This is a genomic window from Streptomyces sp. NPDC050564 (genome assembly GCF_044457265.1).
Classification (GTDB): Bacteria; Actinomycetota; Actinomycetes; order Streptomycetales; family Streptomycetaceae; genus Streptomyces.
Genome location: NZ_JBITGS010000032.1, coordinates 76,632 through 102,525 on the forward strand (window position 1 = coordinate 76,632; position 25,894 = coordinate 102,525).

Genomic DNA, 25,894 nt, shown 5'->3' on the forward strand with positions numbered 1-25,894 from the left:
GGCACCGGGGGCGGTGGGTGGGTCCGTCCGTCGTGGCGCTGACGCATATGTCCGCCGGTCCAAATGCGGGGTTTCTGGTCGGTGCAGATCGTCGCGGAGAGCGCCCACAGCAGCCTCGGCGCGGCGGCCTTGACCGCCGCGTTCAACGTCGGCGCGGGCATCCTCGGCTTCCCCGGGGGCGGTTGGATCGCCGACCGCCGCGTCCGTGCGGGCAAGGGCCGCAAGCCGCTGGCCGTGACCTGCGCGGCGGTGCACACGGTGCTCGCCGTCGCGTTCGGGGTGAGCCTGCTGGGTGACGGCAAGCCGTCCCTGCTGCTGCTCGGCCTGATCCTGTTCTGCTCCGGCCTCTTCTTCAACGCGTTGCAGCCGATCGTCCACGGCATCCTGGGCGACCTGGCCGCCGAGGAGCACCGCGGCCAGTTGTTCGGCCTGTTCGATCTGGTGGCCGAGATCGGCGCGGTGGCGAGCCCGGTCGTCAGCGGCATCCTGCGTGATGCGACGGGCAGTTGGGCGCCGGGCGTCTTCACGGCGGCGGGTGTGATGGCAGTTTCGGTCGGCCTGCACGCGATGGTGCGGGAGCGCATACCCGGCAGGGGAGCGGCCTGACAGCGCCGGTCGGATGCAGTGGCCCCATCCGTCGCAAGCGTCGGGGACTGGTGCGGAGGCCGTCGCCCCGTTCGTCCCCGACGCTTCACGCCGCCCGTGCAACGGGCCAGTTGGCGATTGCGCGCGCTATGGCCCGTTGAGCGGCGCGTTGTGCATGCCGCGGCTCGTTGTGCACAGGGCAGGGCACCGGATCACGAGTGAGGTGCGCGCCTCACTACCCGCCGCTGCGTGATGTCCCACCAGTGTGCCCTGGCCGGCCTGCACTTCGTGGGTGCCCATGCATCGATGCCAGTGCACGACGTTCTCGGCCGGCCGGTCGCCTTCGGGGCCGGCCCGCGTCCAGCACCGACCTCCCCGGCAGGACCGGTGAGGCCCTCACCCGAGACGGACGTGGTCGCTCTGCCCGCAGCGCCGACGGCCCAGTTGAGCGGCCGTCAGCCGGCTCCAGCAGGAGGACGACGACGGCTTCGAGCAGCGGGCATCCGGCACCGCAGCGCAGGCTCAACACCTGCTCGTCACGAGCGATCATTCCCCGCCCGAAGCCGCCTTCCCATGCCCGCAGTTTCCGGCGGTGGGGTGAGACTCGCCGGTGCGACTTTTGCTGTGCGTGACCTGTGCCTGGCGCGAACTTTGCCTGGTGGGGCCCACCGTTCGTCTGTGCTTCACGCAGTACCGGCCTGGGGCTTCTAGGGTTTGCGGCGCCGCTCCCCGAACGTCCGTCACTACTGTCCGGAGGACAGTCATGGCCGCCGTCAAGGCTTCCAAGCGCAACAGACGTCCCCTCGCCGCACTCGCCGGGGCTGTCGCCCTCACCGCCACGTCGATCGGCGTGTGGGCCGCAACAGCCTCCACCGCTCAGGCCGTCGCTCTCCCCACCCCCGACCACGTGGTGGTCGTGGTGATGGAGAACCACGCCTACTCGCAGGTGATCGGCAGCTCCAGCGCCCCGTACATCAACAACACCCTCAAGGCGGGTGGCGCCAACCTCACCCAGTCCTACGGCCTCACCCACCCCAGTGAGCCGAACTACTACATGCTGTTCTCGGGCTCCAACCAGGGCCGCACCGACGACAGCTGTGTCCCGGTCGGTTCCATCTCCGCGCCGAACCTCGCCTCCGAGCTGATCGCCGCGGGCAAGACCTGGAAGAGCTACAACGAGTCGCTGCCCAGCCAGGGTTCGACGACCTGCAGCAGCGGCAACTACGCGCAGAAGCACAACCCGTGGTTCGGCTTCTCCAACGTGCCGACCAACACCGCGATGACCATGACGCAGTTCCCCACCGACTACACGACCCTGCCGAAGGTCTCCTTCGTCGTACCGAACCTGTGCAGTGACATGCACGACTGCTCGGTCTCCACCGGCGACACCTGGATCCAGAACAACCTCGGCGCGTACGCCACCTGGGCCCAGACGCACAACAGCATCCTCGCCGTCACCTTCGACGAGGACAACAAGCAGTCCGGCAACCGCATCCCCACCGTCTTCTACGGGCAGCACGTCACCCCCGGCAGCTCCACCTCCACCACCTACAACCACTACAACGTCCTGCGCACCGTGGAAGACCTGGCCGGTCTGTCCGCGCACGCGGGCAACGCCGCCTCGGCGTCCGACATCACCGGCATCTGGAACTGACGCCCGTGTATCTCGCGGACTCCCGCAGCACCAAGGCCGCCGTCGCCCCGGACACCCGTCCGGGGCGGCGGCCGGCCGCTGTACCCGGCACCGTGCTGGCCCTGGGTGCGGTCAGCCTCATCACGGACATCTCCTCGGAGATGGTCACGGCCGTCCTGCCGCTCTACGTGGTCGCGGGCCTAGGCTTGTCGCCGCTCGGCTTCGGGCTCCTTGACGGCATCAACAACGGAGTCGGGGCCCTGGTCCGGCTGACCGGCGGTCACCTCGCCGATCGGGGAGGCCGCCGGCACAAGGTCATAGCGGGCGTCGGCTACGGCCTGTCGGCGGTGTGCAAGCCGCTGCTGCTGCTCGCCCACACCCTCCCCGTGATCAGTGCTGTGCTCGCGGCCGACCGCACCGGCAAAGGGCTGCGCACCGCCCCCCGGGACGCGATGATCTCGCTGGCCACCCAACCCGAGCACCGGGGACGGGCGTTCGGGGTGCACCGCGCCATGGATACCACCGGCGCCCTGCTCGGCCCGCTCGTCGCCTTCGCCGTCCTGCGGGCCACCGTCGACGGCTACGACGCGGTCTTCGCGGTCAGCGGCTGCGTCGCCGTCCTGGGCGTCCTGGTGCTGGTGCTCTTCGTGCCCCGCCACATCACCCCCGACAGTTCCGTACGGCTGCCCGAAACGGCCCGGCCTGCACTGCGCGATTCACTCGGGCTGCTGCGCCGCCCCGAGTTGCGCCGGCTCACCCTGTGTGCGGCCCTGCTCGGTCTCACCACCGTCAGCGACTCCTTCCTCTATCTGCTGCTCCAGCGCGAAGGCGACCTGCCCGCCGATCTGTTCCCGCTGCTGCCGCTGGGCACCGCCGCCGTCTTCCTGCTGCTCGCCGTCCCGCTCGGCGCACTCGCCGACCGCATCAGCCGCCGCCGGCTCTTCCTGGCCGGCCACGGCGTCCTGCTGCTCGGCTACGGCCTGGTGCTCTCCCCGTGGCACGGCGTCCCGGCCGTGGCCGCCCTCCTCGTCCTGCACGGCACCTTCTACGCCGCCACCGACGGAGTCCTCGCGGCCGCCACCGCCGGCGCCGTGCCCGCTCAGCACCAAGGCGCCGGGCAGGCACTGGTCGGCACCGGCCAGGCGCTGGCCCGGTTCATCTGCTCCCTCGCCTTCGGCGCGGCCTGGAGCCTGTGGGGCGGGCGCACCGCACTCGCCGCCACCGCCGCCGCACTGGCCATCAGCGCCCTCGTGGCCTCGTTCGTCCTTCGTCCCGCCGATGAGGTGTCCCCATGACCAGAACGACCCGCCTGGTGATCCTGCTGGTCGCCGTCCTGCTGCTCGGAGGTGTCGGCACCGGGGCGGTGCTGTATGCCGCCCACCGGTCGGGCATGCGTGACGAGCAGCAGGCGAACGGTCCGACCGTGCGGGCCGGTACCGTCACGCTCCGGCCGACGGCCGACCGTCCCCTGCTGGTGCGCAACCTGGCCTGGGGCCCGCACCGCGACGAGATCGCCACCGTGCCCGCCGACGATCCTCAGGGGCCGCGCACCGTGTCGGGCGTCAAGTGCCTGCGATTCCACGCGGCAGCTGGTACCGGCATCTGCCTGCAGGCCGTGCACGGCCGGTTGACGGACACCTACCGAGCAGTCGTGCTCGACTCGCACCTGCACGAGCGGCACCGCTTCCCGGCAGCGGGCATCCCCACCCGGGCCAGGGTCTCTCCCTCCGGGCACATGGCGGCCTGGACGGTCTTCGTCAGCGGAGACTCCTATGCCGGCACCAACTTCTCCACCCGTACCTCCATCGTCGACACCCGAACCGGGGCCATCGACGACAACCTGGAGACCTTCCGCATCATCAAGGACGACCGCCCCTACCAGGCCGCGGACATCAACATCTGGGGCGTCACCTTCGCCGACGATGCCCGCTTCTACGCCACGCTGGCGACCGGCGGCCGAACCTACCTGGTCCGCGGCGACGTCGCCGCACGCACCCTCACCACCCTGCACCAAAACGTCGAATGCCCCTCCCTCTCGCCAGACGGCACCCAGATCGCCTACAAGAAACGCGTCAAGGGAGCCTCTCCCGACGCCCCCTGGCGGCTGTACGTCCTCGACCTGCGCACCATGAAGGAGACCGCGACCGCCGAACAGCGCAACATCGACGACCAGGCCCTGTGGGCCGACGACTCCACCCTCGTCTACGCCCTTCCCGGCGACTACGGCTCAGACCTGTGGACCGTCCCCGCCAACGGCACCGGCACAGCCCGCCGACTGATGACCTCCGCCATCGCACCCGCCTACCTGAACTGACACGCCTGGGCCGGATGCGCCGACGCCCACGCCGACCGAAGCCAGTCCTGCCAGCCGAAGAACACCGATCCGGCTACGGCACAGTCACCAGGGCGAAGCCACTGAGCAGGACGGCTGAGCAGGATCCGGAGGGTGCGGTGTGGAGCCGACCGGCTGCGCGAGGTCGAGGCTGGTCCAGCCGGATCGACCGGAGCATCGTCAGCGTGGTCTCCTCTTCCCGCAGGGGGCATCAGCACGCGGCAGGCGCTCGGTCACGGCCGTCACAAGTCGTCGGCCGCCGAAGGACTCCGGACGGCCCGGCGCTCTTGGGGGGCGTCCTGGGCCGTCTCTCAGGGGGTAATCATCCTGTCGGGGCGGTGATCTCCCGCTTGAGGATCTTGCCGCTGGGGCCGGTGGGCAGCTTGTCCACGAGCCAAATCCTGCGAGGGTACTTGTACGCCGCCACTCGGTCCTTGACGAACTCCCGCAGTTCGTCGGGGGTGGCGTGCGCCCCGGGGCGCAGGACGACCGCGGCCGCGATCTCCTCGCCCAGGTGGGCGTCGGCCACTCCCACCACAGCGGCCAGAGCGACGGTCGGGTGCTCGTGGAGCACCTCCTCGATCTCGCGCGGGTAGACGTTGTAGCCGCCGCGGATGATCATGTCCTTCTTGCGGTCGACGATGTAGAGGTAGCCGTCCTCGTCCTGCCGCGCGAGGTCGCCGGAGCGCAGCCAGCCGTCCGGGATGGCGGCCGCCGTCTCCTCCGGCCGGTTCCAGTAGCCCTTCATCACGTTCGGGCCGCGCACCGCCAGCTCCCCGATCTCCCCGGGGGCGACGTCCTGGCCCTTGTCGTCCAGCAGCCGCACTTCCACGTCCCGGATCGGGGTGCCGATGGAGCCGGCCTTGCGCCGCCGGGCGGGGTGGTTGAAGGTGACCACCGGACTGGTCTCCGACATGCCGAAGCCCTCCAGCACGGCGCAGCCGAAGCGCCGCTCGAAGCCGTGCAGGATCTCCACCGGCAGTGATGCCCCGCCGGAGATGCACATCCGCAGTGTCGGCACGTCCGCCTCGGAGGGGTGCTGGAGCAGGGCGGCGTACATGGTGGGCACGCCCTCGAAGACGGTGGCCCGGTCGCGGGCGATGGCGTCCAGCACGGTCTGCGGGTCGAAGCGGGGGATGAGGGTGAGGGAGGCGCCGGCGCGCACGGCCACGCTCATGGTGCAGATCTGGCCGAAGATGTGGAACAGCGGAAGGCAGCCGACGACCACGTCCTGCGGTGTCATCTGCTGCACGTGCACCGTGTTGACCTCGGTGTTGTGCCGCAGCCCGCCGTGGGTGAGCGCGGCGCCCTTGGGCCGGCCGGTGGTGCCCGAGGTGTACAGCAGCACGGCCACCTCGTCGTCCTCTGTTTGCGCCACCTCGGGGAGCGGTTCGTGTCCGGCCAGCAGGGCGGCGAAGGAGGCGGGTTCGACGGCCAGGTGCCGCACCCCGGCCGCGGACGCGCCCTGTGTTCCCTCACCGGGCGCCTGATGCCATTCGAACAGCAGCCTTGCCCCGGAGTCGGCGAGGTGGTACTCGCTCTCGCGCGCCTTGAGCAGGGGGTTCATCGGTATGACGATCCCGCCTGCGCGTAGCACGCCGTAGTACAGGACGACGAACTCGGGGACGTTGGGCAGCATCAGAGCCACCCGATCACCGCGCTGCACCCCCTCGGCCCGCAGCAGCGCCGCGACGCGGGCACTGCGCTCGTTCAGTTCCGCGTAGGAGGTGATCTGCCCGCCCAGGCGCAGCGCGGGACGCTGCGGCTGGCGCGCGGCCGTCTCCACCAGGAACTCCGCCAGATTGGCCATGGGTCCGCCTCCAGGAATGTCGCCGTCGAAATCCGCCGTTCACGTGGACGACATGGTGATGCCATCAGTGGCGACGGCCTATGGGCAGCGGCACTGCGTCTGTGCTCCTGAATTGTTCCTGGGAACAAGATGGGTGGAATAGGCTGCGATGATGGACCTCTCGGGCGTGGCCTCGGCGCTCCTCGCGCGGCTGCCGGAACTGGGCGAGCGGATGGCGCAGCGCATCCGCGCCGAAGTCGACGCCTACCAGGACGCGTCCCTGATCCCCTTCGACTCCTTGCGTCGCTCGTGCACCGCCAACGCCGACCTCATACTGAGCCACTTCCACACCGCGGACGCCCCGGAACCGAGCCCGGCCCGGGAGACCGGTCGCATCCGCGCCGAGCAGGGCATGCCGTTGGCCGACACCCTGCACGCCTATCGGATCGGCTTCGAACTGCTCTGGTCGGAATTCATCGCGGAGGCGCGCACTCATCCCGAGGTCACCGACGCCCAGCTGGTGTCCCAATCGGCCGAGATCTGGGCGCTGTTCGGCCGGTACGCCGAGGCCGTGGCAGCAGCTCACCGGGAGACCTCGGCCGAGTTGACGCTGCAGCGCGAGGCGCGGCGCTCGGCCCTGGTGGAGGCGCTGTTCACCGGCGTCATCTCCGATCGCACCACGCTGTGGGAGGCCGCCCGCGAACTGGGCCTGCCTGAACAGGGACCCTACGCGGTCGCCGTGGCGGTGGCGGACGCTCCCGGTGAGGAACCCCTGGCAGGTATCGAGGCCGCGCTGCGTCAGGCTCAACTCCCCTCCGCATGGCGCCTGTTGCCCGACCAGCAGATCGGTGTGGTCGCGCTGGCCACGCCGACGGCGGAGTCCACCTGTCTGCGCACGCTGCGCCGCGCCCGCGCCCGGGTGGGTGTCAGCCCCGGCTTTCCCTCGCTGCGGGATGTTCCGCAGGCCCTGCGCTTCGCCCGGCTGGCCCTGGCCGGCCTGCCGGGTACCGGGCCCGGTGTCGCGCGGTTCGACGACAACCTGCTGGCGATGGTCGTGGCCGCCGCTCCGGCCGAGGCCGCGCACCTGACGGAGGTGGTCCTCAAGCCGGTGTTCGACCTCCCTGCCGCGGAACGTGCCCGGCTGCTGACGACCCTGGAACACTGGTTCGCCGCCGCCGGTTCCGCCGCGGAAGCGGCCCGAACGCTCTTCGTCCACCCCAACACCGTCCGCTACCGGCTGCGCCGCATCGAGGAACTGACCGGCCGCGCCCTCTCCGATCCGCGGGCAGTGGCGGACCTCGGCGCGGCGCTCCTGGCAGTCCGCAATCACAGTGCCGGGCAGGGCGAATCCCTCGCATAGGCGTATGTGTCCCGGGTGAGGCTCATGTCGGGGAGGTCGAGCTGCTCGAAGACGGACGGGGCGCGTCGGTGGTCACGAAGCGTCTCTTTCGTCGGGTGGTGCCCGGCCCGGGGCAGATCGGTACGGTGGTCGGGCGGCGCGCTCATGCGTGCCAGGTGTTTGGTGTTGCGGCCGTACGGCCGTGGAGCGACGGCCCATCGCCCCCACCGAGGCGATGTGCGGCTGGCGTGCTGTGCTTACAGCTGGGCGACGAACGCGCCGATGTGCGCGGCCACTTGGTCGGGCACCTCAAGGGGGGAGAGGTGGCCGGTGTCCTTGAGGAGGGTCAGCGAGGCGGTCGGGATCAGCGGCAGCAGGTGGTCGGTGAGCACGGCCGGCGGGTCGACCTTGTCGTGGCTGCCCGCGAGAACCAGCACCGGCACCTCGATGGCTCCGACGCCGGCCGACACGTCCTGGACCAGGCCCTGGCGCGGCCACGCGAGACGCGCCTGGTCGCCGCCGCGCAGACTGTCCTCGACCACCTGCCGGCGCAGCTCGGGAGTCAGCCCGCCGTGGGTCAGCATCAGGTCGATGCTCTGAAGAACCGCCTCCTCGTTGTCGTAGGCATGGGAAACCGTCTCCTGCACCTGCTCGGTCACCCCGACCGGTGCGGGCGGCGCGGGCGCCACGAGGACGACTCCGGTCAGGCCCTCGGGCTTGCGTGCGGCCAGCATCTGAGTCACCTTGCCGCCCATGGAGTGCCCGACGAGCACATAGCGGGAGTATCCGAGCGCGTAGATGACCCGCTGCGCGTCGTCCGCGAGCTGCTCCAGGTCATAAGGTCTCGGCACGCTCGTGGAGTCGCCCCATCCGCGCTGGTCGTAGGCCACGAAACCGTACCCGGGCTCCAGATGCTGCAGCACCGGGATCCAGGTGCGCCGTGAGCCTCCCCAGTAGTGCAGGAAGATCAGCGCCGGGCCGTCACCCTCGCGGACGTGGGCGTACACCTGGCCGCCCTGCACGTCGAAGAAGCGGCCCACCACATTCTGAGCTGTCATTGTCAGTTCCTCGTCCACGGCCGGGGCTCTCTGACCGCTCCACCGGTGTGTGGAGCCGGTTGCCCCGCGCTCGGTATCCGATCCTGCTCCGGAACCTCCCTTCCGGGCCACGGCTCATCTGCCAGCATGCGCATTTTTTGGGCCACGATGGTCCGGATGAGCCAATACTCTCCGGCCACACGAACTGCAGGCTGAACAGGGAATCTTGCCGGGAAACCCTTGGATTCGATGGGCGAGGCGGCCTATTGACTCTCCCTGCGAAATGGGTGTTGGCCGTAACGTTACGGCCATGAACAAGCACCGCGTCATAGTTCTGGCGGTGGACGGCGTGCTGCCCATGGATCTGGGAATCCCCACGCAGATCTTCAACGCCCGTCCGAACACCCCCTACGAGCTCACCGTGTGCGGCGACACCGACGAGGCCGTGACCACCAGCGCCGGTTTCACCCTCGGACTGACCGCGGGACTCGAAGCGCTCGCCGAAGCGGACACGATCATCGTCCCGGGCTTCGAGGACTTCCGGCGCCCTCCGCACCCACGGGTGAGGGCCGCTCTCAAACTCGCCGGCCGCGCCGGGATACGCATCGCTTCCATCTGCACCGGCGCCTTCGCCGTCGCCGCGGCCGGACTGCTCGACGGCCGCACCGTTACCACCCATTGGGCCAGCGCGGATGACCTTGAAGAGCTCTACCCCCGGCTACGCGTCGACCGGAACGTCCTCTACATCGACAACGACACCATCCTGACCTCGGCGGGCGTCACGGCCGGCATCGACCTGTGTCTGCACCTGGTCCGCAAAGACCTCGGCGCAGCCGTCGCGAACGACATCGCCAGGGATATCGTCGCCGCCCCACACCGTGACGGCGGACAGGCCCAATACATCACGAGGAGCCTCCCCGCCCCCCAGGCCACCACGCTCGCCGATACACGTGAGTGGGCCCTGCACGGCCTCGAAGAAGACCTCACCATCCCCGAGCTCGCCGACCATGCCGGCGTCTCCCCACGTACCCTGACCCGCCTATGGCGCCAGGAGACCGGCGTCAGCCCCCACCAATGGCTCGTGACCGCCCGCATCAACCGTGCGCGAGAACTCCTGGAGACCACCGACCTCCAGGTGGAACAGATCGCCACCAGGTGCGGCCTCGGCAGCGGCGCCAACATGCGCGCTCGATTCCGTGACGCCGTCGGCATCACGCCCACGGCGTATCGCCGCGCCTTCCAGCACGGGACTGCACAAAGAACGGGGTAACTCCTGATCAAGGAAGTAGCACCCGGTGACAGACATGCTCGGGTCGGTTGAGCCTGTGGAGGCTGCGGCCGCGGAGCCGGCCGGGCAGCAGCAACTGGGTGTACTGGACCGGGAGTTGATCGTCCGGCTTACCGACCCTGCCCGGCCGGAGGGGTTGAAGCTGACAGGGAAGGGTGGTCTGCTGCAGCACCTGAGGAAGCTGGTGCTGGAAGCGGCTTCGGAGGGTGAGATGGACGACCATCTCGGCTGTGCCAGGCACGACCGTGCCGGGGCAGGCAGCGGGAACTCCCGTAACGGCCGGCGGGCCAAGACGCCGGCCACCGAGGTGGGACCGGTCCGGGTCGAGGTCCCGCGGGACCGGGAGGGCACCTTCGAGCCGCAGATCGTCCGCGAGTGGCAGCGCCGGCTGTTGGCGATCTGACCTGGTGCTCTCGCTGTCCGCCAACGGCCTGACCCACGGGGAGATCTCCGCCCGCCTCGCGGAGGTCTACGGCGCGGAGGTGTCCAAGGCCGCCATCTTCACCATCACAGACCGGGAGATGGACCGCGTAGCGCGTCGCCCTCCAGCACGCGGCCGACGATCGACTCCCGGGTTGTCTACGTACACTGCCGGGCATGGCATGCCGCATCAGTGAGCTCGTCATCGACTGCGCCGACCCCGTCCGGGTCGCCGCATTCTGGAGCAAGGTACTCGACTACGTCGAACTCGGCCGGGAGGACGACGGAAGCATCGAGATCGGGCCGCCCGACGCCGGCTTCGGCGGGCCGCAGCCCACCCTCGTCCTCAGCCCCAGCAGCGACCCGCGGACCGGGAAGCTCCCACTGCACATCGACGTCAACGCCACCGACCGCGACCAGGACGCCGAGCTGGAGCGGCTGCTCGCTCTCGGCGCCAGGCCCGTCGACGTCGGCCAGACCGGCACCGAGAGCTGGCACGTCCTGGCCGATCCAGAAGGCAACGAATTCTGCCTCCTGCACACCCGGCTCCAGCCCCTCTGACCACGTGCGTCCTGGCGCCAAGCCGCTCGGCCACTCGAGTGAGGCCGGGGTTCGCTCGTCGGTGTCAGCGCCCGAGCTTGGGCTTGAGTCCCGCCGAGTTCATCGACGAGCGGCCGCGGAAGTTGGGGCGGCGGGCCTCCGCGTAGAGCTGGTCGTAGGTGAGGCTGTCGGCACCTGAGGGGGAGCGCCGGCCGAGCCTCGTTCGCCTGGTCGCGTCTGGTCGGCTTGAGGGGGTGAACGCAGGGCCGACGACCTCCAACGGCATCATGGAGGTCCGACCCGGAAGGAGTTCCACCTGTGCGATTGGTTTCCGATCCCGTGTTCGGCGAAGTGGATCTCACCGCTTCACTGGAGGAACTGGCCGGCTTGGCAAGCGCGGGGGCCGAGGGCGCCGGGTTCATCGGCTCCACGTCACCGCTGGACGGTGACACCTTGGCAGGGGTTGAAGCCAGGAAGGCTTCCGGCCCCGGAGTTCTGATCGAACTGGACGCCGCGCGGCAGATCCTGGTGATCAGCGGCGATCCCGGCGCCAGGGCGATTCTCGCAGCCAACCTCCAGAGGATGGCCACTGCCGAGGACGGTGGCCACCTCCACATCGACTACTTTCCCGAGCACCCCTACCTGGTTGAAGGGTCTCTGCCGATCGTGGTCAACGGCCCGCACGGAGGGATGTCGGCCCGATGATTGACGCGGGCCGCCGTGGCGATCAGGGATCGTAGGCGACCAGCGAGCGGGTGGCCGGTGCACCGATCCTGATGCTGTGCCAGATCCCGGCAGCCATCGCCAGAACATGGCTGGGCAACCCGGACGGCGAGGCCCTCGCAGAACGCTGTGGCCGGACCCTGTCCAGAACGGTGTCGCTCCTGGACCTGTCATGTGCGTATCCGGTGCGCGGGAAGACGACGGGTTCGACGTGTGGGCCGGCGCCACGTACCGCAGTGCGCTTCAGCCCTTGCTCGGTGCCGAGGTCGAGTGGACACAATTCGACGGTTGACGTATCAGACATGCCGGCGCGAGTACTCATCGGAAGAGCCGTGCAGCCGCCCCGTCACCGACATGCAGGCCAGTCCCGGACGATGCCACTGCCCAGCACACCGGGTGAACGCGCGTCAGCCGCGAAGGCGTTGAGATCTCGTACGGTGCAACTACCCTCGCCGTGGGCCCGCGTCAGTCCTTTGACGGAGAGTCATCCTTTCCCGAGCTTCCCCAGCCTGGGCGTGGTGATGCTGTTGGTCTGCACGTGTTACGAGGACGGCAAGGCCCTGTGGGGCGGGCTGCTCGACGAGATCGGGGGCCGCCGGGAAGGCGACGTGCTCGTCATCGGGGGCGGCGAGGTGCGGTTGCACCTGATCGAAGGCCGCGGATGGGACTACCTGCACGGCGGCAACGTACCGGCGCTTGTCCCGGGCGGCGGAGCCGGGCCAGGTTCCTGCGCTGGTCCCGCCCGAGGAGCACACCACGCTGGTGGCGCTCGTCGACGCCAGGACCTTTGCCGAGCCCGGGCGACCGCTGACCGTCGTCGACCTGTACGACACCCCGGGGCATTCCGCAGTCCTTCCGTGCCGCGAGGTCGGATCGATGGCGTGCAACCTCGAGATCGGCGACATGGACTTCGACGAGTTCGTCGCCATGCAGAGCGAGGAGCCCTGGTGGGAGGGATGACCAGTGGATCTCCGGGCGGATTGGGTTCGGCCGTGGTCGCCAGGGACGTATCGGCTCCAGGTTCCGCCCGCTTCCGTGCCACAATCCAGAGGCCAGACGCACCATGGGCTCTTCGGCTACCCGGGGCTGACACTGGTGAGCTCGCGCGTCGAGGAGTCCCGCATCCCGGTCGCATGCGCAACCTCGTCACTTGGCATCAGCCGCCCAAGCGGGAGCCTGGGATAGGCGCTGACGGCGAACACCCGGAGCCCTGGGGACCCTCGGAACTCTTGGAGCCCGAGCCGACTTCTGGCCGTCAGAAAATGTCTCCCTCATCGATCCCCGCCTCCCGCAACTGCGCGCGGAATCGCCGGAATCGCTCGTCCCGGTCCGTGCGCAGTTCGTCCAGCGGTGTTTGGCAGCCCAGTTCCTCCAGCAGGTCGAGGAAGCGTGGATCCGAGTCGACGCCGAGTGCCGATTGCGAGCCGAAGTGGATCTCCTTCGAGGTGAACCACCGCGTCATGTCGAGACTCGTGTGGTACGCGCGGTAGGGGCGGGTCTGCGACGAGAATTGCAGGTTCTCGGGGTACTCCGTGCCGTCGAGGTTGTACGTGAGGAACATGCCGCCGTCGAACATCTCGCACCGGAAGAACGGCAGGTCACGGTGGAGGTAGACGTGGGTCGGGAGGGACGCGCGCAGATCGTGCAGGGCGGTGAGTGAGATGAAGACCTGCCGCCGCAGAGCCTCGATGCCCTCCTCGATGGAATCCGGCGCTCTGGTGCCGCGTTGTTCGCGCTGACGCATGATCACATGGGCCCGTAGGCATTCCTCGGCGCGCGGATCGAGGATGCACAGTCTGATCTCCAGCCGGCGAAAGACACGTTTCTGACTTCCTTGGGCCAGACGAAAGGTGGCGAACTCGGCGGCCGAGCCCTTGCTGTCGTACCGCGTGGACGTGACGAGCAGTGCCTCGAAGGCCTCGCGGAAAGCCAGTTTCGGTACATCGGCCGACTCGAAGACCCCACTCGGCAAAGAGGCTTCGAAACGCTCCTGGAACTGTGAGTGAGCGACGTCGATGGCATAGCCGGCGAGTTCCTGGGCCTGCAGTCGCTGTCGTATGGGATCGAGAAACAGCGACACCATCACATAGACGAGGACCGAGGCGATGACGGATTCCCCGATCGCGGCGAGAGCGGTCGAGAGGTCCTCGTCCAGGTCGAAGAAGACGCCCCACATCGTGAGGAGAACTCCCACCACGGTGGACGCCAGCATCACGATGACGGCCCATAACCGTGCGTACTTGGCGAATATTCGGACGCCGTCGATACCACCGGAAGCGGAAGTGGTCATGCGACCAGCCTTTCTGCCACCCATTCCATGAGATCCATGACGTCTTCGGAGCCGAGCCGGGTGACCGTGGTCGACTCGGTGCGCTCGGCGGCGGGGACGACCGTGGTGGTGCGCCGCACGTCTCTGCCCTGCAGAACGGCCGTGATGACGGGGTATCCACCCGCGGGATCGGCGCGGTGCAGGACACGGTGGTCCAGGGTGTACGACTCGCCCGGTGTGCGCCGGGTGCGGGACGTCTCACTCAGGCGTCCCACTCCGTCGGGCATGTACCGGTACTCGCCCGACGACGCACCCTTCGCCAATTCGAAGACGGGCGTCGTACCGGTGTCGCGGTCAAGGGCGAACTGCTTTTCCAGTAACTGGCCGGACAGGATGTACGAGGAGAAGTCCCATCGGTGGTCGTGCACATCGGATTGCGGCACGGGGCCGTCCCAGATGTGAACTCGCAGAGCCCAGGAATCGGCGCCCGGAGAAAGCAGCTTCATTTTGTAGAAACCGTTGGGATGCCGATAGCACAGGGTGTCGGAAAGGTGCGCTCTGTCCTTTGTCGCTGCCGTCAGATGCTCGCGCAGCCAGCCATCTTCACATACCGCCACGATGATCTTTTCCGGGTCGTGCGAGCTGGACATGGCGTCGTCGATGAACGCGAACAACTCGGTCATGGGCGCCATGCTACTCGGCAATCCTGAAGCGTCGTCAGGAACCAGAGAGTGACGCGATGACGGGTTGTTCGCAAGGGCGCATGAGGGGAGCACGGAACGCACACGCGCCCCGTGCTGCTCGCCCCGCCCACTTGCCGGGCACCGTCCGCCAGGAACTACGGGCCTTTATCGTCAGTTCCTCCAGTTCGGCGCAGACCCGGTCTTCGATGTCGAGGCCGCGCGAGTTCGTACCGCACCCAGGACGGGACGGAGGCCGTCGTCTCCGTGCCGACCCCTTCCACGGCGATCCCGTGCCCGGGCTCGCCCTCGAGGCCGATGCGGGCGGCCCAGAACCCGCCGCCGGGCCGGGCGAGCAGCACCTGCCGGTCCACAGCAGGGGACCGGGGCCGGCGAGCACGGTGTGCCATGCCGGGGCGGGGCTGTCGACGACGCAGGCAGCTCAGTCGCGTGTGGGGGTGAGCTGGAGGGTGGTGGTACGGGCGCCTTCGGCCGTCATGGGTGGCACATAGTCGCTGTAGCGGGCGTACTTGGACCGGTATGCGGCGTCGATGCGGTCGTTGAGCGTACTGTCGTCGCCGGTCTCTGTGAGTGTGACGTCCGTGGCCATGCCGCCGCAGTCGATGCGGGCGCGGTGGCTGGCTGTGGCGGTGCGGAACCAGGCGCCATCGGGTCCGTTGTAGGTGCGGACGAAGACGCTGTCGCCGTCGCGGACCACCCAGATGGTGGTCGGTCGGCGCCTCGAGCCGTTCGCGTGCCGGGGCTGGATGCGCAGTTCGTCGGCGTGGTCGATGCGGGTCAGTTCCTCAGGTGTCCATGCGGTCATGATGGGGTGCTCTCTTTCACGGGGCGTGCGCGGCGGGTGGCTGTTCGTCGGTGGCGTCCGTCCCGGATGCCAGCGTGGGTGTGATGCGCAGGTAGAGGGCGGCGGTGGCGGCCGTGAGGGTGGCCAGGGCGGCGATGATGAGGCTGGTGCGCAGCCCGGGTATGAAGTGGCCTCGGTCCGCGATGAGCGCGCCGAAGACGGCCACGGCGAGCGCGCCGCCGAGCTGGCGGCTGGTGTTGAAGATGCCGCTTGCGGTGCCGGTGTGCTGGGCACGGACACTGTTGACCAGCAGTGCGGTGGTGGTCGGCATCGCCAGCGGGCCGCCCAGACCCACCGGCAGCAACAGCAGTGCCAGAGTCCATACCGGCAGCCCGGCGGGTACGACCGCGAGGAGGACCAGCCCGGCGCTCATCAGGAACATACCGAAGGAGATCGGCACCCGCGCGCCGAAGCGTTCTGCCACGCGGGCGGAGAGCGGGTTGATGAACGCCGAGAGCACGGTCATCGGCACGAACGCCAGCCCGGTGGCCAGGGCTGAAAGGCCCCGCTGCTGCTGGAGGTAGATGCTGAACAGGAACACCGCGCCGTAGAGGCCGGCCATGAACGCGAACCCGGCACCACAGGAGATCACCACGGTCCGTTCGCGCAGCAGCCGCAAGGGCACCATCGGATGGGCCCCGCGGGCCTGCGCCCGCACGAACACGGCGGCGGACATCAGCATCAGGACGACTGCGGCCCAGACCTGCGGCGCTGCGAAGCCTTGTGCCCCGGCCTCGATCGCGGCGAACGTCAGGGCGGCCATCGCGACCACGGCGGTGACCTGTCCGACCAGGTCGAACGGCACCTTCCGGCTCGAGGAACGGGCGATGAAGGCGAGCAGCGCCAGGGCGACGATGCCCACGGGCAGGTTGATGAAGAAGATCATCCGCCAGCTGATCAGGCTGGCCGCACCGCCTGCGACCGGCCCGGCCGCCGAGGCGACCGCACCGCCGACCGCCCACAGCGCCACTGCGCGGGCACGCTTGGCTGTGTCGGTGTAGGCCTCGCGAATCAGTGCCAGCGAGGTCGGCATCATCAGAGCCGCCCCAGCCCCTTGGACCAGCCGCGAACCAACCAGGACCGGCAGGCCGGCGGCGAGACCACAGGCGGCCGACGCGGCGACGAAGACCACGAGACCGAGACCAAAGGCACGGCGAGCGCCGATGCGGTCGGAGAGGGAGCCGACCGACAGCAGCAGTGCGGCGAAGGCCAGGGTGTAGCCGTCGACCACCCACTGCAGCCCGCTCATGCCGCCGCCCAGGTCGGTGCGGATGGCGGGCAGGGCGACGTTGACGACCAGCGCGTCCAAAGTGATCACGAAGAAGCCCAGCAGCGCGGCTGCCAGGGAGGCAGCCGGGTGCCCACGCCGCCCGGTGGTGGCGCCGTCGGGCGTGGCAGGGGACAGAGACATGATGCAAAGCTCCGAAAGCGGGAGGGGCGTCCAGCACCAACAGGTGCTGGCAGGCGGGGCGGCGCGTTGCGCGGCGTCCTTGCCTCCGGCGGCCGGGTCGCAGGCGCCGGCTTCCCCGGCGGTTTCCAGGAAACCGCCGACCACGCACGCGCGGAAGGCACCGTTGTTCCAGGTACTGACGGAACCCCCTGGGGCCCGCAGCACACAGCGCGAGGGGATGGCATCTCCTCGCGCCGGCGCATGAGTTATCCGGAGTTGTCCGTGGGTAGCCGGGAGACGCAGCGGGGCCGGCTGTGTGCGTGAGTAGTGACACCGCCTGTCGGTCAGCGACGACCCCACCCGGTCTCATCGGGGAGCGGTATCGCTGAGTTTTGACACCAACTGGGTGTTTGCGGTGGGAGCATCGAAGTGCTCTGCGTGGCGAGGGGGCATGGATGCCGCCGAAGTCCTCCAAAGTCGTGAGGATCACCGGTCAGCGGGTCACACTCCGATGAAGCTCACTGTTTCTGCCATGTCCGCCCGCCCCGTACGCAGCCGTGGCACGCCGTCCTTCTCGAATCCCACCGCGACACCGCAGAACAGCACGAGCCCGTCATCGGCTCCGACCATGTGGCTGACGGTCTTGCGATACATCGTCCACATCACCTGGGGGCAGCTGTGCAGCCCTTCCGCCCTCAGCAACAGCATGACCGTCTGCAAGTACATCCCCGCGTCCCCCCACTGCCCGGGCCCCATCGTCCGGTCGAGGTAGCAGAACAGTACGACCGGCGCCCCGAACGCCTCCGAGTTCAAGGCGGCGATCTTCGTGGGCCTGTCGAGGTCGTCGCGCTTGATTCCCAGCGCTTTGTACCGCTGGGCGGCCGCGGCGGAAAAACGATCCAGATACGGTGAGGTCAGTTCGGCCGGGTACATCGGATACTCCCGCTCATCACCAGGGTCTCCCGCCAGTGCCCGGGCCGTCGCGCGTCTCTTCAGTTCGGCCAAGGGCTCACCGGTCACGACATACACATGCCACGGCTGGAGGTTCCCACTCGACGGAGCCCGCGTCGCTGCAGCCAGCACTCGTTCGAGTACGTCTTTGGGTACCGGCTCATCGCTGAACGCCCGCACGGCTCTGCGACTGTCCACTGCTTCATACACATCCACTTCTTTTCGTCCTCTCACTCCATGGCGGGCGGCGAAGACACGAGGATCGCACCATGCGAGCAGACCGGGCGGAGCTTTGGTGCTGCCAAGACTGACCGGCATTCCTCCGCCGACCGATCGCGAAGTGCTGTCGACCTCAGCTGCATGTGCTGTCGGCTCCCAGCGACAAAGCCAGGGGGTGTCTCGGGAGGGTGGGCCTACTTGCGGACGAGGCCCATGTGCATTTCGTTGTAGCGATTGCCCTGCCCGCCGATGCGCACGGCGAGCTCGTCGAGGTCCGCCAGCTCATCGGCAGGCAGGGCGAGTTGGGTCGATGCGGCGTTCTCTTCGACGCACTCGATCCGGCGTGTTCCGGGAAGGGGCGCGATCCGCGGGCGCTGGGGCAAGAGCCAGGCCAGTGCGGATCGTCGACACGGGGTGGGCTGGTCGACCGGGTTGATGCCGCGGTAGGTCCCACAGGTCCGAGCCGCACACACAGGTCGCCACGGTCCTGATGATCGCGTCGGTGGGGTTCTGGATCGTGGGGTCGTCGCGCTCTTCGAAGCGGACGTCACCGGGGGCGTGAAGGATGGCTCCGCGCATGACGGTGTTCCTTGTCCGTGGTGCCTTGGACGGTCAGCTACAGCGGGTGCTGTGCCGCTCACTGGTGTATGCGTGGTCGGTGACGTGCTCGAGCCAGGTGACGTCGTCGGTCTCCCACAGCGCGAGGTGCGTCATGAAGTGACCGGGGGCGGCGCCGTGCCAGTGCTCCTCGCCCGGTGGCGTCCAGATCACGTCACCGGGGTGGGCCTCGACGATCTCGCCGCCGCGGGACTGGATCAGGGCGATGCCCTCGACGATGTAGAGGGTCTGGCCAAGGCCGTGGGAGTGCCAGGCGGTTCGGGCGCCGGGCGCGAAGTGCACCGCGTTGGCACGCGCCTTCGACGGGTTCTCGCCGCGGTAGATGACATCGGCCCAGGCGTCGCCGGTGAAGGCGTCGGCCGGCAGTTTGATCGTTGCCTGCTTCTTCAACAGTTCCATGGAAAGCTCCTCGGTTGCACAGGGCGGCCGCGGCATCTGGCCGCAGGGGTGGTCAGGCGGACGACTGCTGGACGGCGAGCTGTTTGAGTTGGTTGATCGCCGTCATGGCGTTGGGCCAGCCCGCGTAGAAGGCGAGATGCGTGATCGCCTCGGACAATTCCTCGACGCTCAGCCCGTTCTCCAGGGCCTTGCCCAGGTGATGGGGCAGCTGCTCGCCGCGGTAGAGAGCAGCCAGCACGCTCACCGTGACCAGGCTGCGATCCCGCGGCGACAGGCCGGGGCGCTCCCAGATGTCGCCGAACAGGACGGTGTCAGTGACCTCGACCAGTTTCGGCGCGATACCAGCCAGCTCCTGGGGCGCGGACTGCTTCGCCATGTGATGACTCCCTGCGATGGTTCGAACATGTTCCTGGCAGATCCGCCCTCGGTGTCGCGGAACTGTTCGGCAGCCGCAGACAGCTCCGAAACCGGTCCGGGCCGGGTGTCCGAGCACCGCCGATATCGAGGAAATCGCAGGTCACACGCGCGCGGAAGGTACTGTCGTTACAGGTACTGACAGGACCCCTCACACCCCGCGCTTCGCGCTTAGCTTGGCTGTATGGACACCGCCCACGACATCCGCGAATTCCTCGCCACCCGCCGCGCGAAGATCACCCCGCAGCAGGCGGGCCTGCCTGCCTTCGGCAGCAACCGCCGCGTGCCGGGTCTGCGCCGCGAGGAAGTCGCCCTGCTGGCCGGTGTCAGCATCGACTACTACGTCCGCCTGGAGCGCGGGCACCTCGCCGGAGCCTCCGAGGAAGTCCTCGACGCGGTAGCGAACGCTCTCCAGCTCGACGAGGCCGAACGTGCCCACCTCTACGACCTGGCGGCCGCTCAGCGCCGGCGACCCGCCCGCCGTGCCAAGAAGCCGCGCGGCCCGATCCCCGTCAGCATCCAGCGCGTCCTGGACTCCATGGCCGACACTCCGGCCTTCGTCCGCAACGGGCGCCTGGACATCCTGGCCACCAACAGGCTCGGCCGCGCCCTCTACGCACCCCTGTTCGCAGCCGACGCGCCGCGCCCGGTGAACATCGCCCGCTTCAAGTTGCTCTCGCCCGCCGGGCGTGACTTCTTCCCCGACTGGGAGACCTCGCTCAACACCACCGTCTCACTGCTGCGCACCGAAGCCGGACGTGCCCCGCACGACAGCGATCTGACCGGTCTGATCGGCGAACTGGTCACCCGAAGCGAGGAGTTCCGCACCGCGTGGGCCAAGCACAATGTGCGCCTCCACCACACCGGCAGCAAGCCCTTCCGGCACCCCGAAATCGGCGAAATCCGCCTCGACTTCGACGCCATGGACCTGCCCGCACAACCCGGCCTCACCCTCACCGTCTACAGCGCCGAACCGGGTACGCGCGATCATGACGCGCTGGTCCTGCTGTCCGCCTGGGCCGCCACCGAAGACCTCCAGGCACCCACCCAGGCTCAGTCCTGAACGCCTGCCGTCGTTGCGGATTCACGCAGCCCCTCGCCCTGTGGGACGAACTGCGCTTGACGACGACCGGCCCGAGAGGCCTGGCTGGAGCACGGCACCGACGAGCAGTACGTCGGCCCGCGCACCCGCAGCCACCGCCCCAGGAAGCGACGCCCGGTCCGGGTGACCTCCAGGCCGTCAACACGGGTGGTCTCCAGCGGGGGCAGGACCCACTGGCGCTTGCCGGCATCCCACACGTGCCGCCGACACCGCGAAAGCCTACGCCAGCCTGCCGCCACGGACGCCGAGCCGCCGTCCAGTGCACCGGCGACTCCCCTTCTGGAACGGGTACGCCAACGCCCCCAGGAGGTCAACGAATTGGCCGCCGCGGGACTGTCCCTCACTGCCATCGCCCACCGCCTGCACTGGCCCCAAGACGGTGCGGCGCTACTGGAACCCGCCAGATCCAGCACGCGCGGTGGCCTGCCTACAACGGACCTGGGAGTTGGAGTTGGCGTGGCAGGAGCCGCATGCTGTCTCCCCGGCAGCCATCGCCGAACTGACCAGCCTGCTCGCGCCCGGCCGCAGCCAGCGGTAGCCCCGGCATGCGAACGCCCCCGCCAGCCGGTTTGGCTACGGGGGCGTGCGTCGTTTGGTGCGGCCCGCCGGAGAGGTTACCCCCATACCCCGAAGGGCCGCTGCGAACGACGGCGGGGCCGCCCGGACACGTTAAGCGGAATACGGCCGTCCTGCCAGTGATCCGCGTCACACTGGCCTCCGTGTCCACCCCGCAGGCCCCCGTCACGGCGGGCCCTGCGGCTTCGTCGTCGCTGCGCACCGGACCCATATCGAACGATCGCCCACCTCATGGCGAGAACCGTAACTGTCGTGATCACCCGCTTCTGCCGGCTGGCTGGCGGGCACCGGCCGACCTGCTGTGCCTGGCGGTTGGAGTGCGGTGACAGCGATCGGTGCCGTTACCGCGTCCGGCTCGCGGGCTGGTTGCGCCTGGATGGCGGTCTTCCGCTGTCCGGCCCACGGGGCACTCAAGGCGTACGCCCTACGGCCCACGCTGGGCCCACAGTAGCTCCTGCGACGCAACTTTGGAGTCGTCACCGCAGGTGACGACCGAGATCATCACGCCGCGTAGCGTGTTGCACGTGATCGGGAGCGTGCTGCGGCCGCCTGGGTTCCGGTCGCCTCCTTGACGCCGACCCGGAGCTTTGCCATGCCTAGAACACGCTTGGACGCGTGGGTACCGCCCGCCCTCTCGCTTCTTCTCGGTTCATGGGGGATCACGCGCGAGCACAGCATGTGGCGCGATGAGGCGGCGACGTGAGAGGCGGCCCACCGAACCGTCCCCGCTGCCGGCCCGGATCGGGCCGACCCCGGTCGCCTCGCCCGAGTTGCTGGAGTTCCTCCGGCCGATGGCTGTGAACGGCAGGCTGCCGCGCTGGACCGACTGGTGGGACGAGGCAGACGTCGCCCCCATGTTCTCTGATCCGATGGTGCGGGAGACAGTCATTGAGGCAGCCCACCCTGCCGCTGTCCTACTACGAACAGCACATCCCCGTCCCCGACGGCTGGGACGAACATCCCTGCTCCTATTTGCTGTTCGGCCCTCCGTATGGCGACCTTGCGGCCGAGGCGCGCGAACGCGGCTGGCGTGTGGCACACCTGCCCGGCGCACACCTCTATCAGATCATCGATCCTGCCGGCGCAGCCCGGCACCTCGTCGAGCTCGCCGCTACGACTTGATCCACTTCCGACAGGGGCCCTAGGACGGTTCCGGTTCCTTCGCGGTCGCCCTCGCAGCCATCTGCCGGTTGTCCCGCCACATGACGGCGGATGCCGTCAGGAGCAGGAACGTGGCCGAGACGGTCAGCCAGACCTGATGCCAGATGATCGAGGCGTAGCCCGCCTCCACACCGACGAGGTTCAGCACCAGGCCGAGGCATGGAACCCACCGGCGCTTGATCATCTGCGCCACGATCATGCCCGCGCCGAGAACGGCGAATATGACGACCCCCACGATCATCGCGCGATCATACGGGCGCCCCGGTTCCGTCGGGGACCCCGCCGCCGGACATGATCCGGCGAGGAAACCGTGGCGGGGTCTCCTCGGGGAGGGGCGCGGCACCGGTGCACAGTCCGGCCCGCGTCCGTCCGGCCGGCGTACGCCTGCTGTCTGGTACTGCGACCGCTCTAACCCTGTTCATCCGCAGCGGTGTGCGCGATGACGGCGCGGACGATCGTCTCCCAGTCGGCTCGGTCGACCCCATGACCTGCACCTTCCAAGGCCAACAGCCTTGCGGCGGGGATCTCTTCTGCAAGCGCCTCGCCGTGCCCGAACGGGAACATCGGATCCGCGGTCCCATGGATCACCAGCGTGGGCACGGCGATCGACGACAGGGACTCTCGCGATTGCCGTCCGTCTTCAAGCGAGTCGTGGTTCCGCACGGCGGCAAAGTTGTGCGCACGCTCAACGTCGCGACGGACAAGGTCGCGGACGGCGGTCTCATCGAACAGGCGCCAGCCTCCCGCGAGCACGCGCGCGTAGTCGACCAGGTAATCGATCACCGAGGCGGTCTGCGACCAATCGACCTGTGCGGACGATACGAACCGCACGAACTCCTCGGTCGGCGAGGGCAGCTCGCGGTCGCCAGGCACTGCGCGGGACGTGCTGATCAGGACGAGTGAGAGGACTCGATCGGCGTGGTCGAGCGCGACCAGCTGCGCGAACGCCCCTCCAGCCGAGACACCCACCACGTGTGCGGCCGGGATCTCATAGGCGTCGAGCACGCCGACGGCGTCACCGACCAGATCCGCGCCGGTGTATCCGGGCCGGCCCAGCTCGGAGGTGACCGATCGACCGGTGTCGCGGTGGTCGTAACGGATCACGAACCGTCCGCCCTCGGCGAGCATCCGGCAGAAGCCCTCCTCCCACCAGAGCATCGAAGCGCCGGTGCCCATGATGAGCAGGATCGGTGGGTCCGACCGATCGCCAAAGGGCTCGGTGCACAGTGCCACACCGTCTGTGTCAATCATGTGCTCAGACATCGCCACGTCTCCTCACCGCGCCCATTGTGTATCTGCGCGGGGCTGGGTGCCCTGACCCGGTGGACGGCCGGGTGCTGGATCAGCCGGCGGATCGTTTGCTCCTCAACCCGTCCGTCCTCGTGGATTAAGTGGATCAAGCGGAGCCGGCCGAGCTGCGGCTCGACCGTCCACCTGATCCCGTTCAGAAGAACGCGGGCCCCGACGGCGAGATCGCGAAGCCCCTGCCCCTGCCAGTCGCGGCTGCCGCCGGAGGACAGAGCCGACCCGGACAGGCGAACCGTCGCTCATGGGACGGCCCAGATCCGTGGCCAGTTGCCGGCGTCAGAGCAGATGCGTCGCGTGCGCGTGGGGGACGACCGGAAGCCTCGTCGCCTCGACCAACTCCCCGAACGTGAGCATCCCTTCCTCCCGGAACGGCGGCCAGGAACTCGCCCTGGAGCCGCATCGGTTCCTGCAGCGGACGACGCTGGGACGACAAGAAGTCCAGGACACTGTGGACGTGCGGGCGCCAGCCGGCCACCGCCGAGTACCGCGACCCCCGGCCCCCTGCCCGGTCGCCGCAACTTCAGGGCGTCCTGAGGCGCCATCAGCCGCTCCGGCCGGACCTCGAACAACGAACCGCTCTCGCCGGGCATCCAGGAGTCCGGGATGTACCGGCCGCGCCCACCATCGTGCTTGAAGTCCAGCTCGAACGGCCGGACCAGCACGTCAACGACCCGCACGAAGTCCAGTGCGAGCAGCAGATATTGCTCTTCCAGGGACTCCAAGCCATGGTCGGGACCGGTAGACACCATGAACCGGCAACCCCGGTTGGTGCCCGTGCCCCGACCGGCAGGTGAACCCGCGAACCGGTGACGACGAGCCGACAGGCACCGAACCGAGCTCACTCACCGGCCAGGCCACCGATCCGCCGTCGACCTGCCCGGCGTGATCCACCGCCGCTGCCACCCCTCGGACAGCGTCAGCCGGCCCCGTACCGCCTCGTCACCCGCGTACGCCGTGAACAGCATCTCCAGCCCGCACGAGTCGGACGGACGACCGCCTTGGTCGGGACAGCCATGGATCCACAGGAGCAGCACCGCGTACGCGCCGTGGTTATCACCGAAAGTATTCGTAACTCGCCGTGATCTGATCGCATCAAGAGCCCGCTCGCAGACTGTGGGGCTCCGCTCGCAGACAACGATGCTCCGTGACCCCCGTGATCCACTCTTCACCTCCTCGCGTGTTCGATTTTATGTTCGATAACATGGGGTGTGGGAGGTGACGGTGATGACCACGGGTGCGATGCTGGCGCGGGGGACGCGGGGGGCGTCGACGGTGATGCATGTGCGCTGCCCGGACCGGCTGCCGGAGGACGTCTACCGGCAGGTCCTTGAACAGCTCGCGGAGCTGTCTGCGGTGGTGCAGGCACTGCCGCCGTCCGCGGCCCTGGTGGAACTCAAGGGCGCGCTGCGCTATCACGGCGTTGATGCTCGCCGCCTGGGGGAGGTGCTGCGGGTGCGCACCCTTTCCCGCCTGGGTGTCGATGTGCGGGTCGGGATCGGCCCGTCGATCACCGTGGCGGCCACCGCCTCCGCGCAGCTCCCCGCACCCGGCGGTGTCCTGGCCATCGACCCCGAGCACGTCACCGCGTGGCTGGGGCCGCTGCCGGTCGGCGCCCTGCACGGCATCGGCCCCCGCCAGGCCGAGGCTCTGCGCGACTACGGCATCCACAGCGTCGGCCTGCTCGCCGCCGTCCCACCGGTCACCGTGCAGCGCCTGCTGGGCGGCAAAGCGGGCCGCCTGGCCGCCGACCGGGCGCGCGGCATCGACCCGCGCCCCGTCGTCCCCCGCGCCCTGCCTGCCTCCGCGAGCGTCCGCTGCGTCTTCCCCCGTCACACCCTCGATGGGAGCGAAGCTCGCGCCGCGCTGCTCGGGCTCGTCGTCCAGCTCGGACGGCTGCTGCGCCGCCGCGACCAGGTGGCCCGTGCCGTGACCCTGACCCTCACGTTCGCCGGCGGCACCCGATGGGAGAAGACTCGTCGCTTGCCGGAGGCGTCGGCACACGACGACGACCTGCGCTCGATGGCCTACCGGCTGATGGACGCGGCCGGCCTGCAACGCGGCCGCCTGACGAGGATCGTCCTCAAGGGCGAGGACGTGGTCCGCGCCGACCAGGTCGCCCAGCAGATCAGTCTCGATCAGGCTCGTGAAGCCCGTCTGGTCGCCGAATCGGCCATGGACCGCATCCGCGACAAGTACGGCGCCGGCGCGATCGGCCCGGCCACCGCCTTTTGGCACGCGTCCTGACCATCCGAGCTG

General features: G+C 69.0%; 26 protein-coding genes and 1 pseudogene. 13 read left to right on the forward strand and 14 right to left on the reverse strand.

Annotated elements, in window-relative coordinates; all coding sequences use genetic code 11:
- Window positions 1-63: 63 nt before the first annotated feature.
- The 4 genes from ACIBK0_RS38450 to ACIBK0_RS38465 all read left to right on the forward strand — a co-directional run bounded on the left by ACIBK0_RS38450 (window position 64) and on the right by ACIBK0_RS38465 (window position 4,532).
- On the forward strand, window positions 64-606 hold the full coding sequence (locus ACIBK0_RS38450; protein ID WP_399090497.1) for an MFS transporter: 543 nt from the start codon (window positions 64-66) through the stop codon (window positions 604-606).
- A gap of 742 nt (window positions 607-1,348) precedes the next feature.
- On the forward strand, window positions 1,349-2,239 hold the full coding sequence (locus ACIBK0_RS38455) for an alkaline phosphatase family protein (RefSeq protein WP_399090500.1): 891 nt from the start codon (window positions 1,349-1,351) through the stop codon (window positions 2,237-2,239).
- Window positions 2,240-2,244: 5 nt separating this feature from the next.
- Complete coding sequence (locus ACIBK0_RS38460; RefSeq protein ID WP_399090503.1) at window positions 2,245-3,513, forward strand: MFS transporter; 1,269 nt, start codon at window positions 2,245-2,247, stop codon at window positions 3,511-3,513.
- Window positions 3,510-4,532, forward strand: coding sequence for a TolB family protein (locus tag ACIBK0_RS38465; RefSeq protein WP_399090506.1), 1,023 nt, complete (start codon window positions 3,510-3,512; stop codon window positions 4,530-4,532). The genes ACIBK0_RS38460 and ACIBK0_RS38465 overlap by 4 nt, the downstream gene beginning before the upstream one ends.
- 340 nt (window positions 4,533-4,872) lie before the next feature.
- On the opposite strand, the gene ACIBK0_RS38470 is transcribed toward ACIBK0_RS38465, so the two are convergent.
- Window positions 4,873-6,360, reverse strand: a complete 1,488-nt coding sequence (locus tag ACIBK0_RS38470) for a long-chain fatty acid--CoA ligase (RefSeq protein WP_399090509.1) — start codon at window positions 6,358-6,360, stop codon at window positions 4,873-4,875.
- 151 nt (window positions 6,361-6,511) lie between these two features.
- Between ACIBK0_RS38470 and ACIBK0_RS38475 the strand changes: the two genes are divergently transcribed.
- A complete protein-coding gene (locus tag ACIBK0_RS38475; RefSeq protein WP_399090621.1) occupies window positions 6,512-7,699 on the forward strand; it encodes a PucR family transcriptional regulator in 1,188 nt (395 codons plus the stop codon).
- Window positions 7,700-7,935: 236 nt separating this feature from the next.
- Here ACIBK0_RS38475 and ACIBK0_RS38480 read toward each other — a convergent pair whose 3' ends face one another.
- Window positions 7,936-8,736 (reverse strand): alpha/beta fold hydrolase, encoded by an 801-nt coding sequence (locus tag ACIBK0_RS38480; protein ID WP_399090512.1) that lies wholly within the window; start codon window positions 8,734-8,736, stop codon window positions 7,936-7,938.
- 289 nt (window positions 8,737-9,025) lie between these two features.
- On the opposite strand from ACIBK0_RS38480, the gene ACIBK0_RS38485 reads away from it, so the two are divergent.
- From ACIBK0_RS38485 to ACIBK0_RS38495, 3 genes are all read left to right on the forward strand, one after another.
- Window positions 9,026-9,985 (forward strand): GlxA family transcriptional regulator, encoded by a 960-nt coding sequence (locus ACIBK0_RS38485; RefSeq protein ID WP_399090515.1) that lies wholly within the window; start codon window positions 9,026-9,028, stop codon window positions 9,983-9,985.
- A 34-nt stretch (window positions 9,986-10,019) separates the two neighbouring features.
- Window positions 10,020-10,406, forward strand: coding sequence for a transposase (locus ACIBK0_RS38490; protein WP_399090624.1), 387 nt, complete (start codon window positions 10,020-10,022; stop codon window positions 10,404-10,406).
- 194 nt (window positions 10,407-10,600) lie between these two features.
- Window positions 10,601-10,984 carry a VOC family protein gene (locus ACIBK0_RS38495; RefSeq protein ID WP_399090518.1) on the forward strand — a complete coding sequence of 128 codons (384 nt, stop codon included), beginning with the start codon at window positions 10,601-10,603 and terminating at the stop codon, window positions 10,982-10,984.
- 64 nt (window positions 10,985-11,048) lie between these two features.
- On the opposite strand, the gene ACIBK0_RS38500 is transcribed toward ACIBK0_RS38495, so the two are convergent.
- Window positions 11,049-11,252, reverse strand: a complete 204-nt coding sequence (locus ACIBK0_RS38500) for a hypothetical protein (RefSeq protein ID WP_399090521.1) — start codon at window positions 11,250-11,252, stop codon at window positions 11,049-11,051.
- A 29-nt stretch (window positions 11,253-11,281) separates the two neighbouring features.
- Between ACIBK0_RS38500 and ACIBK0_RS38505 the strand changes: the two genes are divergently transcribed.
- Together ACIBK0_RS38505 and ACIBK0_RS38510 are read left to right on the forward strand one after the other, a co-directional pair.
- Window positions 11,282-11,668, forward strand: coding sequence for a hypothetical protein (locus ACIBK0_RS38505; RefSeq protein WP_399090525.1), 387 nt, complete (start codon window positions 11,282-11,284; stop codon window positions 11,666-11,668).
- 714 nt (window positions 11,669-12,382) lie between these two features.
- On the forward strand, window positions 12,383-12,646 hold the full coding sequence (locus ACIBK0_RS38510; RefSeq protein ID WP_399090528.1) for a DUF6924 domain-containing protein: 264 nt from the start codon (window positions 12,383-12,385) through the stop codon (window positions 12,644-12,646).
- A 295-nt stretch (window positions 12,647-12,941) separates the two neighbouring features.
- Here the strand turns inward: ACIBK0_RS38510 and ACIBK0_RS38515 are convergent, their stop codons facing one another.
- The 9 genes and pseudogenes from ACIBK0_RS38515 to ACIBK0_RS38555 all read right to left on the reverse strand — a co-directional run bounded on the left by ACIBK0_RS38515 (window position 12,942) and on the right by ACIBK0_RS38555 (window position 19,453).
- A complete protein-coding gene (locus ACIBK0_RS38515) occupies window positions 12,942-13,976 on the reverse strand; it encodes a hypothetical protein (protein ID WP_399090531.1) in 1,035 nt (344 codons plus the stop codon).
- The gene (locus ACIBK0_RS38520; protein ID WP_399090534.1) at window positions 13,973-14,638 is read right to left on the reverse strand and encodes a hypothetical protein; all 666 of its coding nucleotides are present in this window, start codon (window positions 14,636-14,638) and stop codon (window positions 13,973-13,975) included. Before ACIBK0_RS38520 ends, ACIBK0_RS38515 begins: the two co-directional genes overlap by 4 nt.
- 439 nt (window positions 14,639-15,077) lie before the next feature.
- Complete coding sequence (locus tag ACIBK0_RS38525) at window positions 15,078-15,461, reverse strand: DUF2255 family protein (RefSeq protein ID WP_399090537.1); 384 nt, start codon at window positions 15,459-15,461, stop codon at window positions 15,078-15,080.
- 16 nt (window positions 15,462-15,477) lie between these two features.
- Complete coding sequence (locus ACIBK0_RS38530; protein ID WP_399090540.1) at window positions 15,478-16,911, reverse strand: MFS transporter; 1,434 nt, start codon at window positions 16,909-16,911, stop codon at window positions 15,478-15,480.
- 480 nt (window positions 16,912-17,391) lie between these two features.
- Window positions 17,392-18,057 carry a nitroreductase gene (locus tag ACIBK0_RS38535; RefSeq protein WP_399090543.1) on the reverse strand — a complete coding sequence of 222 codons (666 nt, stop codon included), beginning with the start codon at window positions 18,055-18,057 and terminating at the stop codon, window positions 17,392-17,394.
- Window positions 18,058-18,254: 197 nt separating this feature from the next.
- Complete coding sequence (locus tag ACIBK0_RS38540) at window positions 18,255-18,443, reverse strand: hypothetical protein (protein ID WP_399090636.1); 189 nt, start codon at window positions 18,441-18,443, stop codon at window positions 18,255-18,257.
- Between the two features lie 27 nt (window positions 18,444-18,470).
- A pseudogene (locus tag ACIBK0_RS38545) lies at window positions 18,471-18,639 on the reverse strand (IMP dehydrogenase); the annotation flags it as partial.
- 33 nt (window positions 18,640-18,672) lie between these two features.
- Window positions 18,673-19,077: a cupin domain-containing protein gene (locus ACIBK0_RS38550; protein ID WP_399090546.1), complete on the reverse strand. Its 405-nt coding sequence runs from the start codon at window positions 19,075-19,077 to the stop codon at window positions 18,673-18,675.
- Window positions 19,078-19,129: 52 nt separating this feature from the next.
- On the reverse strand, window positions 19,130-19,453 hold the full coding sequence (locus tag ACIBK0_RS38555; RefSeq protein ID WP_399090549.1) for a carboxymuconolactone decarboxylase family protein: 324 nt from the start codon (window positions 19,451-19,453) through the stop codon (window positions 19,130-19,132).
- A gap of 222 nt (window positions 19,454-19,675) precedes the next feature.
- Between ACIBK0_RS38555 and ACIBK0_RS38560 the strand changes: the two genes are divergently transcribed.
- Both ACIBK0_RS38560 and ACIBK0_RS38565 read left to right on the forward strand, forming a co-directional pair.
- On the forward strand, window positions 19,676-20,554 hold the full coding sequence (locus tag ACIBK0_RS38560) for a helix-turn-helix transcriptional regulator (RefSeq protein WP_399090552.1): 879 nt from the start codon (window positions 19,676-19,678) through the stop codon (window positions 20,552-20,554).
- 1,503 nt (window positions 20,555-22,057) lie between these two features.
- The gene (locus ACIBK0_RS38565) at window positions 22,058-22,291 is read left to right on the forward strand and encodes a hypothetical protein (protein WP_399090555.1); all 234 of its coding nucleotides are present in this window, start codon (window positions 22,058-22,060) and stop codon (window positions 22,289-22,291) included.
- A 19-nt stretch (window positions 22,292-22,310) separates the two neighbouring features.
- Here ACIBK0_RS38565 and ACIBK0_RS38570 read toward each other — a convergent pair whose 3' ends face one another.
- Window positions 22,311-22,571 carry a hypothetical protein gene (locus ACIBK0_RS38570; protein WP_399090558.1) on the reverse strand — a complete coding sequence of 87 codons (261 nt, stop codon included), beginning with the start codon at window positions 22,569-22,571 and terminating at the stop codon, window positions 22,311-22,313.
- Between the two features lie 167 nt (window positions 22,572-22,738).
- Entirely contained in the window at window positions 22,739-23,593 is an 855-nt protein-coding gene (locus ACIBK0_RS38575; protein WP_399090561.1) for an alpha/beta fold hydrolase, read from the reverse strand.
- Window positions 23,594-24,862: 1,269 nt separating this feature from the next.
- On the opposite strand from ACIBK0_RS38575, the gene ACIBK0_RS38580 reads away from it, so the two are divergent.
- Entirely contained in the window at window positions 24,863-25,882 is a 1,020-nt protein-coding gene (locus tag ACIBK0_RS38580) for a hypothetical protein (protein WP_399090564.1), read from the forward strand.
- Window positions 25,883-25,894 lie beyond the last annotated feature (12 nt).

Excerpts from the sequence above, each read along its gene's own strand:
- ACIBK0_RS38450 (WP_399090497.1), top strand. The coding sequence starts at position 64 with ATGCGGGGTTTCTGGTCGGTGCAGATCGTCGCGGAGAGCGCCCACAGC.
- ACIBK0_RS38455 (WP_399090500.1), top strand. The coding sequence starts at position 1,349 with ATGGCCGCCGTCAAGGCTTCCAAGCGCAACAGACGTCCCCTCGCCGCA.
- ACIBK0_RS38465 (WP_399090506.1), top strand. The coding sequence starts at position 3,510 with ATGACCAGAACGACCCGCCTGGTGATCCTGCTGGTCGCCGTCCTGCTG.
- ACIBK0_RS38470 (WP_399090509.1), bottom strand. The coding sequence starts at position 6,360 with ATGGCCAATCTGGCGGAGTTCCTGGTGGAGACGGCCGCGCGCCAGCCG.
- ACIBK0_RS38475 (WP_399090621.1), top strand. The coding sequence starts at position 6,512 with ATGGACCTCTCGGGCGTGGCCTCGGCGCTCCTCGCGCGGCTGCCGGAA.
- ACIBK0_RS38480 (WP_399090512.1), bottom strand. The coding sequence starts at position 8,736 with ATGACAGCTCAGAATGTGGTGGGCCGCTTCTTCGACGTGCAGGGCGGC.
- ACIBK0_RS38485 (WP_399090515.1), top strand. The coding sequence starts at position 9,026 with ATGAACAAGCACCGCGTCATAGTTCTGGCGGTGGACGGCGTGCTGCCC.
- ACIBK0_RS38490 (WP_399090624.1), top strand. The coding sequence starts at position 10,020 with ATGCTCGGGTCGGTTGAGCCTGTGGAGGCTGCGGCCGCGGAGCCGGCC.
- ACIBK0_RS38495 (WP_399090518.1), top strand. The coding sequence starts at position 10,601 with ATGGCATGCCGCATCAGTGAGCTCGTCATCGACTGCGCCGACCCCGTC.
- ACIBK0_RS38500 (WP_399090521.1), bottom strand. The coding sequence starts at position 11,252 with ATGATGCCGTTGGAGGTCGTCGGCCCTGCGTTCACCCCCTCAAGCCGA.
- ACIBK0_RS38515 (WP_399090531.1), bottom strand. The coding sequence starts at position 13,976 with ATGACCACTTCCGCTTCCGGTGGTATCGACGGCGTCCGAATATTCGCC.
- ACIBK0_RS38520 (WP_399090534.1), bottom strand. The coding sequence starts at position 14,638 with ATGACCGAGTTGTTCGCGTTCATCGACGACGCCATGTCCAGCTCGCAC.
- ACIBK0_RS38525 (WP_399090537.1), bottom strand. The coding sequence starts at position 15,461 with ATGACCGCATGGACACCTGAGGAACTGACCCGCATCGACCACGCCGAC.
- ACIBK0_RS38530 (WP_399090540.1), bottom strand. The coding sequence starts at position 16,911 with ATGTCTCTGTCCCCTGCCACGCCCGACGGCGCCACCACCGGGCGGCGT.
- ACIBK0_RS38550 (WP_399090546.1), bottom strand. The coding sequence starts at position 19,077 with ATGGAACTGTTGAAGAAGCAGGCAACGATCAAACTGCCGGCCGACGCC.
- ACIBK0_RS38555 (WP_399090549.1), bottom strand. The coding sequence starts at position 19,453 with ATGGCGAAGCAGTCCGCGCCCCAGGAGCTGGCTGGTATCGCGCCGAAA.
- ACIBK0_RS38560 (WP_399090552.1), top strand. The coding sequence starts at position 19,676 with ATGGACACCGCCCACGACATCCGCGAATTCCTCGCCACCCGCCGCGCG.
- ACIBK0_RS38570 (WP_399090558.1), bottom strand. The coding sequence starts at position 22,571 with ATGATCGTGGGGGTCGTCATATTCGCCGTTCTCGGCGCGGGCATGATC.
- ACIBK0_RS38575 (WP_399090561.1), bottom strand. The coding sequence starts at position 23,593 with ATGTCTGAGCACATGATTGACACAGACGGTGTGGCACTGTGCACCGAG.
- ACIBK0_RS38580 (WP_399090564.1), top strand. The coding sequence starts at position 24,863 with ATGACCACGGGTGCGATGCTGGCGCGGGGGACGCGGGGGGCGTCGACG.